This window comes from Clostridioides sp. ES-W-0018-02 (assembly GCF_020658175.1).
GTDB lineage: Bacteria > Bacillota > Clostridia > Peptostreptococcales > Peptostreptococcaceae > Clostridioides.
Genome location: NZ_JACVVY010000001.1, coordinates 1 through 15,390, shown reverse-complemented (window position 1 = coordinate 15,390; position 15,390 = coordinate 1). Strand labels below are relative to the sequence as shown.

Genomic DNA, 15,390 nt, shown 5'->3' with positions numbered 1-15,390 from the left:
TTTATTCTTTAAATATATTTTAAGCTACAATTAAAATTCACTATAAAAATTAATCTATACCAATTCTTACTCCACCTGACCTCATTCTGTCAGAAGGTGTTGCATCTGTATTCAAGCTGGACAATCTTTCAGATGGTTGTATAATAACAATTTGACCATGCTCAACAAACTCCATATGATAAGATTCCCCTGAAGTCTGACCAACAAAAGTTTTCCATGATAGTTTTGCTACTTTAGGATATGGTTCCCTTCCAGTCCATGCTACTAACGCATCTGGGTCGACACAACAAGGCCCTTCAAGTATTAGAGGGTTCCCATCTGTTATTATGGCAATATCTTGATTTTGACTTGTTTTATTTATTAAATGTGTAGTAAAAAGTCCTTTTTGAGATATTACTCCTGAACCAATTAATTTTACACTATAATCTAGTTGTTCTGAAAATGCTAATAAGTTTTCACTCTCAACACAAATCGAGTCACCTGGGTCAATTGATATTACATCTACATGATAAGCATTTTGTGCTAGGTAAATTTCACCTTCACCTTCAACAACCATTATTGGCATTTGTTCTCCTGTCAATGACCTTTGAACATGTCCTAGCAATGCTCTACCTAAACCACCACCATTATTTGGGCCTAATATTAATTTTTCAAAGTTAAAATTTCCTTTAAATGCTACCATAGCACCTTTTTTAGCAAAAAATTTACCACTTCCTCTTGCTATACACATAAGTTCATTTGTTACATCAAATTTAAACATAATAAACATTTATATTGCTGTATTTAGCAATAATCCCTCCTAATCATATATTTGTCTATAATTATACAGTAAAAATATAATATAGTCTAATTGACTTCAAATATGAAATTTATTATTTATATAAAAAATAAGAGCCTGATAAAAAGTTTAACTTACTTTATTATCAGACTCTTATTTTATCTATCTTTTAGTATCATGGCAACTCTTACTACTTGAGCATCCAGAACAACCACATCCACAACTACTGCCATTCTTTTTCTTGTTATTAACCATATGCATCACAGCCAATGCCATTAATACTACCACAATAGCTGCTATAATAAATGTAGCCATAATCATCACTCCTTATTTATATGAACTAATTTTTCATATAGCTCAAATTACCAATTTTATCTTTTTTTATTGTTCGATTTGAATAAGTTAAAACCCCAAATACTACAGCTATTGCTATAACTATAGATATTATTGCCCCAGCAATACTTCCACCAGTTCCTAAAAGTACACTTCCAACTTGATTGATAAGAAGAGCAACTATATAAGCTGTTAAAGTTTGGAACCCTAATGTAATCCATGTCCATTTCCATGAACCCATTTCTCTTTTTATAGCACCAATAGCTGCAAAACAAGGTGCACAAAGCATGTTAAATGCCATAAATGAAAATGCACTGACTACTGTAAACATACTTGCAACTGAACCAAGAAGTGTTGGGTCTTGTTCTGTTGCATCTGATATACCAAATAAAACGCCAAATGTTCCAACTACATTCTCTTTTGCTACTAGACCTGTAACTGTTGCTACTGATGATTGCCAGTTTCCAAATCCAAGAGGTGCAAATATTGGTGCAACTATATTTCCTAGACTAGCCAATATACTATCTCCTGCATCTACCATTTGTAGTGACCAGTTAAATGATTGTAAGAACCATATTACTCCACAAGCAACAAAGATAATTGTACCTGCTTTGATTATAAATGCTTTTCCTCTATCCCACATATGAATTAAAACTCCTTTTGCACTAGGAACATGATATTGAGGTAGTTCCATAACAAATGGAGATGGTTCTCCAACAAATAAAGAAGTTCTTTTTAATATAATTCCACAAACAATTATCATTACAATTCCTAAGAAATACATTGATGGTGCTACCCATGAAGCCCCTCCAAACAGTGCTCCTGCAAATAAAGCTATTATTGGAATCTTAGCTCCACATGGAATAAATGTAGTTAACATGATAGTCATTTTTCTATCTCTGTCATTTTCTATAGTACGAGTTGACATAACACCAGGAACTCCACAACCTGAACTTATAAGCATCGGTATAAATGACTTTCCTGAAAGACCAAACTTACGGAATATTCTATCCATTATAAAAGCCACACGTGACATGTATCCACAATCTTCAAGTATTGATAATAGCAAAAATAAAAGCATGATTTGTGGTACAAATCCTAATACAGCTCCAACTCCACCAATTAAGCCATCAACTACAAGACCTTGTAACCAATCAGCTACATTTACGGAAGCTAAGAAATTACTTACATTACCTTGAATAATTTCTCCAAACAATACATCATTTGTCCAATCAGTTGCTATAGCACCCAATGAACTTACTGCTATGTAGTAAACTCCCCACATTATAAGTGCAAAAATAGGTAGTGCTAATATACGGTTTGTTACAAACTTATCTATTTTATCTGAAACAGTTTCTTTACCATTTCTATTTTTCTTTATTATGCTTGAAATTATTGAACTAATAAATTCATAACGATTTGCTGTGATTATACTTTCACTATCATCATCCAATTCATCTTCACAATTTCTAGTTATCTCTTCTATGTCATTTAATATTACTTTAGAAATATCAAGCTTTTGTATAACATTTTCATCTCTTTCAAATAACTTTATAGCTAACCAACGTGTTTCCATATCTATATATGGAGTTTTTTCCTCTATTATCTTTTCGATTTTTTCTATTGCTCCTTTGCTTTCATCAACAAAAGGTAACTTAAAATCTAATTTATTGTTACCACTTGCAATTTCAATTGCTTTTTGAGCAGCTTCCATAATTCCTTGCCCTTTAACAGCTGTTACTTCTACTACAGGGCAACCTATAACCTCTGATAATTTTTTAATATTTATCTTATCTCCATTTTTCTTAACAACGTCCATCATGTTAAGAGCTATAACAGTAGGTATACCTAATTCCAAAACCTGAGTTGTTAAATATAAATTTCTCTCTATATTTGATGCATCTACAATGTTTATTACTGCATCTGGTTTATCATCAAGCATAAAATTACGTGTAACAACTTCCTCTAATGTATATGGTGATAGAGAATAAATACCTGGTAAATCTACTATTTCTACATCTTTATTTCCTTTTAATTTTCCACCTTTTTTTTCAACTGTTACTCCTGGCCAGTTACCAACATATTGTGATGAACCTGTAAGTCCATTAAACATTGTTGTCTTGCCACAATTAGGATTTCCTATGAGACCTATTTTTATTGACATTTCCATTCCCTCCATTAATATTTAGATATATAAATTATTTTTGATACAGAAAATCATTCTCACTATATAATTGCATTAACTCTACTATAATTAACTTTATTATTCCACAATAATTTTTTCTGCATCTGATTTACGAATTGATAGTTCATAATCTCTAACTGTTATTTCAATTGGGTCTCCAAGAGGAGCTACTTTTCTCACAAATACATCAACACCTCTTGTAATTCCCATGTCCATTATACGTCTTCGTGTAGCTCCTTCTCCTTCTAATTTTTTAACTTTTACAGTTTCCCCACACTTAATATCCTTTAGCTTGTTCATATTACTACCTCCCTATATTATTATTCTACTTGCCATTTTTTTATCTAATGCAATTCTAGTATCCTTTACATCTATTATTAAATTACCATCTATCTTAGAAATTATTTTAACATTTGTTCCTACTACAAATCCTATGCTATTTAAAAATGTTCTTGTCTTATCACTTCCTGAAATCTTCTTTATAACTACTTCTTCTCCTATATTTGATAATACTAATGGCATACGATATTCCTCCTTATACTAATTTAAATTTATATGTAGACTTTTCCTTCTATTTAAATTCTAGTATCTTATTTTTAAATTGTGGTTCATTAAAATGATTACCTATTTTTTTCCTTCTTTTTACAATTCTTAATTTTGATTTAAGTCTATCATAATAGTATAGTTTTTGCAAGTGATTATTGTATTCTTTTGATTTTTTCTCTCAATTAATTTTATTCCTCATACAAATCTTATTTATCTTAACATAATTTTTCATCTATTTTATATTTATTTATATACTTAATTCTTACTTGGAAACATTTTCATTATTACTTTCATCTTTTTCTGTAAAAATGTCTTTATCTAATTTTAAAATATCAACAAACAAATGTATTTTGACATACTCTCTTCTTCTGTGTATGAGAGTGTGACAAACAAAGTTTAAATTCTATTATAAATAATTATATTCTCTATTAACTTGAATATTTAGATAGAAATTCTATTTGTTGAAGATTAAATGTTTGTGTATGAATATTGGAATAATTTTTTGAGTATGTATCAACAAAACCATGATTTGCCTCTGCGATTTCAATTTGAATATTTTGTTTTTTGGCAAGAAGTTGAGAGGCAACAAACTCAACATCAAATGAATCGTATTTTGCAAATACTAATAAAACAGGACATTTTGGAATTACATCCATATAATCTCTAATTCGAGAACCATAACAGCAAATTATTCCATCACATAAGGAATTTTCACTGCATCTCCATGCAATTGTTGCACCTACACTATATCCAATAACGAATACATGCTTATATTTTAATTTTAAATCATTTATAAGTTTTTCTACTTTTTCATAGATATTAAATCCTATATTACTTATAAAAAAATTATATGCATCTTGAGCTTTTAAATAAGAGAAAACTTTCCCGCTACCCAAAAGTTCAGGGCAAAATACATCATATCCATCTTGATAGTATTTTTCACAAATATCCTTTATAAAATTGTTAACTCCATAAATTTCATGTAGCACTACAATAGCTATATTACTTTTATGTGTATACTTAATCAGTTTATCCACCACCTTTATTAAATAGTCAATATTTTTATACTTAGTTTAATGTATTCCTATATGCATGTCAATTTACTGTTTTAGAATCTAATTTACTCAAAAAGGAGTATTTCACTCATAATCTTTAAAAACCATGAATGAAATACTCCTAAAAGTTTACTTAATTTATATTAAATTTATTTTCCAAAATATCTATTTAATAATCCTAAGAATGCTTTACCATGTCTAGCTTCATCTTTACACATTTCATGTACTGTATCATGTATAGCATCTAATCCTAATTCTTTAGCTTTTTTAGCTAATTTTAATTTTCCATCAGTTGCACCATATTCAGCGTCAACTCTAACTCTTAAGTTTTCTTTTGTATCTGCAACTACAACTTCTCCAAGAAGTTCTGCAAATTTAGCAGCATGTTCTGCTTCTTCAAAAGCTATTCTCTTATAAGCTTCTCCAACTTCTGGATATCCTTCTCTATCAGCTTGTCTACTCATTGCTAAATACATTCCTACTTCTGTACACTCACCAACAAAGTTAGCTCTTAATCCTTCGATTACTTCCTCATCTACACCTTGAGCTACTCCTATTCTGTGCTCATCAGCCCAATTCTTTTCGCCTTTCATTTCTTCAAACTTATCAGCTCCAACTTTACATACTGGACATTGTGCTGGTGCAGCATCCCCTTCATGTATATATCCACATACTGTACAAACAAATTTTTTCATAATTAATTTCCTCCTAATATTTTATATATCAAATTTAATTTTTTATTTTCTAAGTTAGTCTATATATACCCGTGTCATATACCTTCAAACAATTTTTTTTAAAATTTTTTATTAATTTTTAATTTCGATTTGTCAGCAGTATATTTCTGTAGTAATGACCTTTGAGTTTCATTAGTTCTTTATGATTTCCAGATTCTACAATTCGTCCATTTTCTAAAACTATTATATTGTTACAATTTGATATAGTACTTAGTCTATGAGCTATAATTATACTAGTCTTTCCATAAGTCACATTATTTATTGCATCTTGAATCTTAGCTTCAGTTGCTATATCTATATTACTCGTAGCTTCATCCAAAATAAGTATTGGTGCATTTTTTAATACCGCCCTAGCAATACTAATTAATTGTTTTTGCCCCTCACTTAAATCCTCACCCCTATCTGATAAAACAGTCTCATATCCTCCATGCATTTTAATTATAAACTTGTGTAAATTTGCTATTTTACTAGCAGATATAACCTGTTCATCAGTTGCTGTTAGGTTTCCATACCTTATATTTTCCATAACAGTGTCATTAAATATATAACTTTCTTGTGGAACTACTCCAAAATAATTTCTTAAACAATTCCTATCAACTGAATATATATCATTCCCATCTAAAAATATCTTCCCTTTTTCTACTTGATAGAAATTTGTAATCAGATTTATAATTGTCGTTTTTCCACTGCCAGTTTCTCCTATTATGGCATTTGATGTTCCAGCCTTGATTTTTAAGTTTATATCACTTAGAATAATCTTTTTTGAGTCATATGAAAAACTTACATCTTTAAATTCAATATCTCCATTTATAAAAGATTTTTTTAAATTATTATTTTTATTGTTGTAAATGTCACTTTTAGTGTTACTATTTATTTGTTCTTCTTCTTGCTCATCCATAACTTCAAAGACTCTTTCACATCCTGCTACAGCTGAAAGCAATGTATTAAATAAGTTAGCTAATTCATTTAAAGGTCTTGTAAATTGTCTTACATAACTTAAAAAACTTGCTATAACTCCTATAGTTATAACGTCTTTAGACGCAAGTACTCCACCTATAATACATATAATTGCAAATCCTATATTACTAATTACGTTCATAATAGGCATTAAAAGAGATGTATAAATCTGTGATTTAAGTGAAATACTCAAAAGCCTATCATTGATTACTTTGAAATCACCTACAGATTTTTTTTCATAATTAAAAGCTTTTACTACATTTATATTTGATATCATTTCTTCAATATGAGAATTTAGTTTTCCTAATTCTACTTGTTGTTGCTTAAAAAAAACTCTAGTCCTCTTTGCAATGAAATTGCTTAGAAACATTACTATTGGTATTAATACGATACTGCAAAAAGTTAAAATAGGGCTTAATATAAACATCATAATGAAAGTTAGCAATATGTTCAAAATTCCTGTAATTAATTGTACTAATGAAGTTGAAATACCTGTACTAATATTATCAACATCATTTGTTACTCTACTCATAATATCTCCAGTAGGACTCTTATCAAAGAAAGTTATTGGTAAATTCCTGAATTTTAGAAATAAATTACTTCTCATATCTCTAACTATGCTTTGAGATAATCTAGCTGTAAATATCCCCTTGAACAACTTAACTAAAAATTCAATTATATAAAATAAAAGTAAAATAAGTATTCCTTTTAAGAAAATAGACTTTGAATATATATCAATATTTATTATGTCAACTACTTTTCCAAGAGTATATGGTATTATAGTTGATATAATTGAATCAATTATTACTAGTAAAAAAATTAATCTAGTAATTTTTTTATCTTTTTTAAAGTACATAAAAACTCTTTTAAATGTTTTTTTAAAATCTTTAGGCTTTGCTTTTTTCTTTAGTCTACTCACCTTTTGATTTCCAGTACTCAAATTCAATACACTTCCTCCTTAATTTACATCTTCATTTACTAGATTTTGCAACTCAAAAATCTTTTTATAAGTTGGAGAACTAACCAGTAAATCTTCATGTGCAGCAAATCCAACCACCTCTCCCTCATCTAAAACTAAAATCTTATCACAGTCAATTATAGAACTAATTTTTTGTGAAATAGTTATAATAGTACATTTCTTGTTTTCATTTTCTCTTAAATTATTTATATAATCTTTTATATTTTTCCTTATAACTGTTTCTGTATTGATGTCCATCGCACTAAAACAATCGTCAAGAATTAATATTTGTGGTTTTTTTGCTATAGCTCTAGCTATTGTAACTCTTTGTCTTTGTCCTCCTGATAGGTTTTTACCCCTTTGAAACAAAACTTCATCATAAGAATTTTCAAGTTTTGTTATAAATTGATTTGCATTTGCTATTTCGCATGCTTTTACAACATCTTCTTTACTTATATCTTTACTTCCCATAATTATATTTTCTGATATACTCTTTCCAAACACACTGCTATTTTGAAAGACTACACCTATTTTTTCTCTTAAACTATCTTTAGATATACTGTATATGCTATGCTCTCCAATCTTAATATCTCCTTTATCAACTATATATAGTTTTTGGATTAAATTGACTAAAGAAGTCTTTCCTGAACCAGTTTGACCAATCACGCCAATATTTTGCCCTTCTTTTATTTTAAAAGATATGTCTTTTAATATCTTCTCATCTATATTTTTATTATACGAAAAATCTACATTTTCAAAAATTATATCACCATTTATAAATTCTAACTCTCTTTCTTTAGCATCTAAATCAGTATTTTTGATAATTACTTCTTCATTCTCATCAATTAGGACTTCACTTATTCTTTCATAAGAAGCTTTTGCTCTCACAAAAACATTAAAAACGTGTGAAATCATTATAAGTGATGTTAATATTCTAGTCATGTAGTTTACATAGGCAACTATAATTCCAATTTTAATTTCTCCAGAATAAATTAAATATCTCCCAATTAGCAATATTATTATTATAGCAATGTTAATAATTATTGTAATTGTTGGTCTAAAAAATGACATCATTGTTGTGGCTTTTCTACTATTTTGAAAAAGTTCATTATTTAATTCTTCAAAACGTTTATTCTCATAATCATACCTACAGAATAATTTAACTACCTTTATTCCACCTAAAAACTGTCTCAATTTTGAGTTTATCTTATCTGTACTTTCTTGTACTTTTTTAAACAACTTATATCCAATCTTCATGTTAAGCAATATTATAATAAATATAATTGAAACTGCAATTAAAATAATTATTGACATTTTTAAATTTAATTTTATCGCTATAACTAAACTTCCTATACACATAATTGGTGATTTTATAAAAACTCTCATCATTCCATGAACAAATAATTGTATCTGATTAATATCATTAGTAATTCTTGTTATTATTGAGGCTCTACCAAATTTATCTACTTGCTTCAATGAATATGTATTTATCTTTTCAAATACATCCTGTCTTAAATCATAAGAAAAACACTGAGAAACTCTTGCTGAGATTATACTTCTTATTATTGAAAATACTGCTCCTAAAAAAGTTATACCTATCATTAATGCTCCCGTTGATAATATGTAATCTAAGTCCTTATTTGAAACCCCTATATCAATTATTTTAGCCATTATAGTTGGTTGTGCCAAATCACAAAAAGCTTCCAATGTTAAGAAAAATATTGCTGTTAAAAACAACACTATATATTTTTTTATATATTTTTTAAAATACCTCATTCAACCATCCCTTCATAGCATTTTCTAACTATTAAAAGTATATCACAATCAATAATTTAATTGATTATATCAATTATAAATATTTGATTTATTCTTAATTTTTATACTATATATTTTATAAATTATTTGTTTTTATTTCCCATATTTATATATATTTATAGCATACTATTATATATAATATATATGTATTAAAATTAAGACAAAACTTTAACTTTACTATTTGTGTAAAAAGTAATATAATTTAAAATTGATTATAAATCTAACTTTTTTATCTATTAAAATATTCAGGAGGTGAGAGATTTGAAAAAAACAAATGGTTTAAAAGAAATTTTAAACTGGAATAATATGAAAAATTTAAGACCTTCAAAGGGTTTAAAAAATATATTAGAAATTTTTAAAAATGACCTAAAAGATATACGTGGAAATTATGCAGTACTTATAATAGTTGTAGGACTTGCTTTTTTACCATCTTTATATGCTTGGTTTAACATAAAAGCATCTTGGGACCCATATGGGAGTACTGCTAATATGCTTGTAGCAGTAACAAATGAAGATAAAGGTAATGAGATAGCAGGACAGAAAATTAATATCGGAGACCAGTTAATTGAACAACTTAAAGATAATAAAAGTTTAGGTTGGCAGTTTGTAGATGAGAAAACGGCTCTTGAAGGTGTTAAAAAAGGTACTTATTATGCATCACTTAAGATTCCAAAGAATTTCACAAAAGATTTAACTTCCCTAATTACAGATGATGTCAAAAAGGGTGAACTTATCTATACAGTAAATGAAAAGATAAATGCAGTTGCACCAAAGATTACTGACAAGGGAGCTTCTGCAATACAGTTACAAGTTAATCAAACAATAATAAAGACAGTGAGTGAAATAGTTCTTGGTGTATCAAATGGAGTTGGTGCAGGAATTGAACATGGTCTTCCAAAACTAACAAAAGTTGAAAACTCTCTTATGGACCTTCAAAAAAGATTTGACCATATAAATAAAACGGTCGATTTAGCTGCTGATGCTACTTCAAAATTATCAGGTACAGTTAGAGATATTAAGGCTGATTTACCTACAATTAAAAAGACTTTAAATGATACAAAATTATTATCAAGTGATGTAAAAAAATTCTTAGAGGATACAAATAACAATGTAGATGAACTTTCTCCTCTTATAAAGTCTGATTTAAATTTAATGGTTGACCTTTCATCTTCTGCTTCTTCTCTTACATTAAATTTAATTGATGCTGTAAACAGTGGAAGTGAAGATGTACCAAAATTGATAGACAATTTATCAGAAAAGCTTTCTAACTTACAATCTTTAAATGATACTTTAGAAGATTTTTTAACTAAATTGAATCAGCTTACATCCAACAATAGACTGGATGATGTAATAAATAGCCTTGAAGATTCCAGTAATAAAATAGATTCTTCTATATCAACATTAAATGATATTAAAGATAAGGTTATATCTGGGCAACAGCCATCTATAAGTGCCTTAAATAATGTTTTAAGTTTATCAAATGGTATAGGAAGAATTAATTTAAATATTTTGAATAATTTTGACTCAAAAATATCAAAACCTATAAACAGTATATTTGAAAAAAGCATAAATGTAGCAAATGATATAATTACTGTTTTAGATAAAGCAGAAGCAAAACTTCCAAAGGTTGAAGAAATTCTTACTACTTCTTTAAGTCTTTCAGGAAATGCACAAGAAAGTATATCATTAATAAGAGAAAAACTGCCTTTGGCAAAAGGAATGTTGGATGACTTAGTTGATACTTTAAGTAAAATTAGCAATGGCGAGGATATGAAAAAATTAGTTAACTTACTTGAAAGTGATATATTGACAAAATCAAACTTTTTAAAGGAACCTGTTGAAGTAAAGACAGAAAAATTATATCCAATTGCCAACTATGGTTCTGCAATGACACCATTTTATAGTGTTCTTTCTACATGGGTAGGTATATTACTGCTTTCAGCATTATTATCTACATCTGTACATGGAAACTATAAACCTTATGAGATTTATTTTGGAAGAGGACTTACTTTTTTAAGTATAGCCCTCGTTCAAGGATTTATAATTGGAACTGGAGATATATTATTATTAGGAGTAACAGCAGAACATCCAATTTTACTAATAATTCTACTCATGTTTACTAGTATGGTGTTTAATTTTATAGTTTACTCTTTAGTGTCTGTGTTTGGAAATATAGGAAAGGCAATTGCAATAGTACTACTAGTTGTACAGATTGGTTCTTCTGGTGGTACATTCCCTATACAAGTTACACCTACATTCTTCCAAAGAATAAACCCTATAATGCCATTTACTTACGCAATAGGTGCCACAAGGGAGGCTGTTGGTGGTATATATCCTCCAAATTTAATTAAGGATGTATTAGTATTACTATTATTTATGATTTTGTTCATCTGCTTAAATGTACTTTTAAAAGGGCCTATAAATAGAGTTATAAAACCATTTAACAAAAAATTTGGTGATAGTAATTTAACTGGACATTAAACACTTGATTATATCTTTAAAAATCCTATAAAAATAATCTATAGTTTAAGTTTATATTAAAGGTAGTAGCTTCTCAGTTACTACCTTTTTCTAGTTAATAGACTATCCCTCACAATTACTTATAAATGACTGATATTCATTCATTGACTTTCAAAATCCCATATGCTATTATGTACTTGAAATCAGAAGGAGGATGCTATTATATGCCACGTATTACTAAAGAACCTAATGAGCGTAGACAAGAAATTTTAGATACTGCAATGAAGTTATTTTATGAAAATGGATATGAAAAAACTTCTATTAATGATATTGCAAAATATATGAATGTTGCACAAGGTTTATGTTATCGTTATTTTCCATCAAAAGAAATCTTATTTGATAGTGCTATAGATCAGTATGCACAAACTTTAGTAGATAAAATGCTATCTATACTAAACGATAAAAATAAAACATTAAAACAAATAATTGAAGAAGTACCAACATTTATTGATATAGAAACTGATGATAATCTTTATTACAAAATATGTCATGGAGAACAAAACAAAAAAATTCATGACCAGTTATCTTTAAAAGTCTGTGAAAAGCTTTTGCCAATTGTAAAAAAACAAATTGAACTAGCTCATTCGCGAGGAGAAATTGATGTTCCTGATTCCGATACAACAGCATACTTTTGTGTATACGGTCAACAAGGTATATTACTACGTAATGACATTTCTAATGATGAAAAGATAGAAAGAATTCGTTCTTTTCTAACTTATCTTATGAATATTTAAATATATACCAGCTCAATAATCAGAGATACATATATTTTACAAATACAATTTAGCATTATACTCTATCTCTTACTTCTATATCTAAAGATACACAGATTGACACTTTTTATACCACTCTGCATATCTTTAGATAAACTTGTAGTTACATTAATCCTTTGTAATTCTCTTCCTCTAAAAAATAAATATAACTTTTACATATATTCTAGCTTTATTTTCTTTAAATAAAAATATGCCTTTATAATTTATAAAAGCATATCATAAAAATTTAATATTAAATTACTTCACCTAACATAACCTAAGTATTTAATTCATATAATCAGTTATTCCAGATTTTAAGTTATACAAATGCTTAAAACCTTCTTCGGCTAATAAATTACATGCTGTAACACTTCTGTGACCACTTCTACAATAAACTATTACCTTTTTATCCTTATATTCATAAATTTCATCTATATTATTAATTAACTCTTGTAAAGATATATTTATCGCATTTTCTATTTTACTTTCATTAAATTCATCTTTAGTTCTTACATCTAACAATAAAATATCTTTTTCATTTTTCATCATTTCCTTAAGTTGATTTTTATTTATAGTCTTGTACATAATTTAAGATTCCTCCATTTTATTTATATATTACTTATACCCTTTATTTTTTATCAGATAACAAAATATTGTATTTTTATTTTTCTCATATATATAAAATGTATACTTATTATAAATACACTTTTCTTAAAACAATAATCTGTTGATTAAAATAATTAAGAATGTTATGCTAATTATAATTATTAAAAGGGAAAAGAGGTAATTTAATATGTTTAAGCAAAGATTATGTAAGTTATTATCTAGCACATTAGTACTTAGTATGTTATTTACTGCTACTCCAAGTATTACTTTTGCTGATAATGACACAAACAATATCTCCGATAAGTATCAAAGCTCTGATATAGAGTTAAATGATTATAGTAAAGGTTCGGAGTCTTACACAAAAACTAGAGCTCTTGCTAAAGAGAAAATTCAAACTTTACTATCTAAATACGGAGCTGTAAGCGCTCAATATGCTCTAATTGATAATGGTAAAATTGAGATTTCTGGAAATGGTGGAGTCTACAGCAAACAAGATAATAAAAATTTAACTAAGGATAATATGTATAATATTGCCTCTATCAGTAAAGTATTTACTACTACAGCTGTTATGAAGTTGGTTGAACAGGGAAAAGTAAATTTAGATACTCCTGTTGTAAAATATATACCTGAATTTAAGATGGCTGATGATAGATATAAAGAAATCACTCCAAGAATGTTATTAAATCACTCATCAGGGCTAATGGGAGGAAGTTTAAAAAATGCCCTTTTATTGGGAGACAATGATTCTTATAGTCATGATAATTTCTTAGAAGAATTAAAGAAACAAAGATTAAAAGCTAAGCCAGGAGCTTTTTCCGTTTATTGTAATGATGGATTTACTTTAGCTGAAATTTTAGTAGAGAAAGTATCTGGTATGTCATTTACTAATTTTCTTGATAAGTACATAAATAATCCACTTAACTTACAAAACACAAAAACTCCAGAAAATAGCTTTGATAGTTCAAGACTTGCAAAAGCCTATGTACCTTATTGGGAAGATGCAGTTCCACAAGATAACTTTAATACTATAGGTATGGGTGGCTTATATTCAAGTGCAGAAAATCTATGTACATTTGCACAAACATTTATGAAAAAATCAAATGGAATTCTTTCTCCTGCTTCAGTAAAAGCTATGGAAAATAAAGAATATTTAAATGGTCTATGGCCTGAGGGAGAAGACTCTATCCTTGGATATGGTTTAGGATGGGATTGTGTCAACACTTATCCATTTAATCAATATAATCTAAAAGCACTTACAAAAGGTGGAGATTCTTTATTATTCCATAGTAATCTTACAGTGCTTCCAGATGAAAATATGGCAGTTGCAGTTGTTTCTTCTGGTGGAAGTAGTCAACTTAACGAAGTAATCGGACAAGAAATTTTACTATCTGCATTAAAAGAAAAAGGTAAAATTAAAGAAATAAAACCTGATAAAACATTTAGTAAGCCACAACAAGTCAAAATGCCAAGTTACTTAAAAGAAAATAGTGGACTTTATGCTTCTTCAAATATGCTAAAAATCGATGTTAATGATAATGGTACTTTAACAGTATCTTCTCCATACATAGAAAATGGACCTGAAGATAAATATGTATACATAGGTCAAGATAGATTTGTATCTGAAAAAGGTAATAGTTGCCTAAAATTTGTAAAAGAAAAAAATAATATCACATATTTAAATATGAGCTCTTATGATGATGTTCCTGGATTAGGTCAGACAGCAAGTTTATACTACGTAGCTCAAAAGGTAGATGACAATGATATATCAGATAGTGTCAAAGAAGCATGGGAAAAAAGAGGTGAAAAAGGCTACTATATAGTGGATGAAAAATATAGTTCTCAACACTATATGCTTGGTTCTGTTAAAGCAATTCTTGGTGTTTCTGATAAAACTCCAGGTTTTTTAGCTAATACTAAAATAATAGATGAGAATAATTCAAATGCTTTTATAGAAATACCTGGTGTAATGGGTCGTGATTTGAGTGATATCAAACTATATAAAGAAAATGGTACAGAATACCTAGAATTTGCAACACAAACATATGTAAGTGAAGATTCCCTAACTAATTTATCATCAGAAAAATCTTTTACATATCAAATAGATTCAAAAGGGTATGCAAAATGGTACAAAATTGGCGATGATATAGCAAA

Annotated in this window: 13 protein-coding genes; 3 read left to right on the top strand and 10 right to left on the bottom strand. The window is 28.1% G+C overall.

The genetic code is table 11. From position 1 onward, the window contains the following. Positions 1 to 49 precede the first annotated feature (49 nt). The 9 genes from IC219_RS00065 to IC219_RS00025 all read right to left on the bottom strand — a co-directional run bounded on the left by IC219_RS00065 (position 50) and on the right by IC219_RS00025 (position 9,322). Positions 50 to 760 (bottom strand): AIM24 family protein, encoded by a 711-nt coding sequence (locus IC219_RS00065; protein WP_227432847.1) that lies wholly within the window; start codon positions 758 to 760, stop codon positions 50 to 52. A 180-nt stretch (positions 761 to 940) separates the two neighbouring features. Beyond that, positions 941 to 1,093 (bottom strand): FeoB-associated Cys-rich membrane protein, encoded by a 153-nt coding sequence (locus IC219_RS00060; protein WP_227432846.1) that lies wholly within the window; start codon positions 1,091 to 1,093, stop codon positions 941 to 943. A gap of 25 nt (positions 1,094 to 1,118) precedes the next feature. Beyond that, entirely contained in the window at positions 1,119 to 3,275 is a 2,157-nt protein-coding gene (gene feoB, locus IC219_RS00055; RefSeq protein ID WP_227432845.1) for a ferrous iron transport protein B, read from the bottom strand. A 99-nt stretch (positions 3,276 to 3,374) separates the two neighbouring features. After that, the gene (locus IC219_RS00050; protein WP_227432844.1) at positions 3,375 to 3,596 is read right to left on the bottom strand and encodes a FeoA family protein; all 222 of its coding nucleotides are present in this window, start codon (positions 3,594 to 3,596) and stop codon (positions 3,375 to 3,377) included. Positions 3,597 to 3,608: 12 nt separating this feature from the next. Beyond that, entirely contained in the window at positions 3,609 to 3,818 is a 210-nt protein-coding gene (locus IC219_RS00045; RefSeq protein ID WP_227432843.1) for a FeoA family protein, read from the bottom strand. Between the two features lie 452 nt (positions 3,819 to 4,270). After that, positions 4,271 to 4,882 (bottom strand): dienelactone hydrolase family protein, encoded by a 612-nt coding sequence (locus tag IC219_RS00040; protein ID WP_227831147.1) that lies wholly within the window; start codon positions 4,880 to 4,882, stop codon positions 4,271 to 4,273. A gap of 164 nt (positions 4,883 to 5,046) precedes the next feature. After that, positions 5,047 to 5,592 (bottom strand): NADH peroxidase, encoded by a 546-nt coding sequence (locus tag IC219_RS00035; RefSeq protein ID WP_107594844.1) that lies wholly within the window; start codon positions 5,590 to 5,592, stop codon positions 5,047 to 5,049. A 118-nt stretch (positions 5,593 to 5,710) separates the two neighbouring features. Then, on the bottom strand, positions 5,711 to 7,534 hold the full coding sequence (locus IC219_RS00030) for an ABC transporter ATP-binding protein (protein WP_227831148.1): 1,824 nt from the start codon (positions 7,532 to 7,534) through the stop codon (positions 5,711 to 5,713). Between the two features lie 12 nt (positions 7,535 to 7,546). Then, complete coding sequence (locus tag IC219_RS00025; RefSeq protein WP_227831149.1) at positions 7,547 to 9,322, bottom strand: ABC transporter ATP-binding protein; 1,776 nt, start codon at positions 9,320 to 9,322, stop codon at positions 7,547 to 7,549. 291 nt (positions 9,323 to 9,613) lie between these two features. Between IC219_RS00025 and IC219_RS00020 the strand changes: the two genes are divergently transcribed. Next, positions 9,614 to 11,842: a YhgE/Pip domain-containing protein gene (locus tag IC219_RS00020; protein ID WP_227432838.1), complete on the top strand. Its 2,229-nt coding sequence runs from the start codon at positions 9,614 to 9,616 to the stop codon at positions 11,840 to 11,842. A gap of 203 nt (positions 11,843 to 12,045) precedes the next feature. Then, on the top strand, positions 12,046 to 12,615 hold the full coding sequence (locus IC219_RS00015; protein WP_227831150.1) for a TetR/AcrR family transcriptional regulator: 570 nt from the start codon (positions 12,046 to 12,048) through the stop codon (positions 12,613 to 12,615). A gap of 303 nt (positions 12,616 to 12,918) precedes the next feature. Here IC219_RS00015 and IC219_RS00010 read toward each other — a convergent pair whose 3' ends face one another. Continuing rightward, positions 12,919 to 13,218 (bottom strand): rhodanese-like domain-containing protein, encoded by a 300-nt coding sequence (locus IC219_RS00010; protein WP_227831151.1) that lies wholly within the window; start codon positions 13,216 to 13,218, stop codon positions 12,919 to 12,921. 208 nt (positions 13,219 to 13,426) lie between these two features. On the opposite strand from IC219_RS00010, the gene IC219_RS00005 reads away from it, so the two are divergent. Then, positions 13,427 to 15,390, top strand: a 1,964-nt coding sequence (locus IC219_RS00005) for a serine hydrolase domain-containing protein (protein ID WP_227853315.1), incomplete at its 3' end; no start/stop codon positions are given.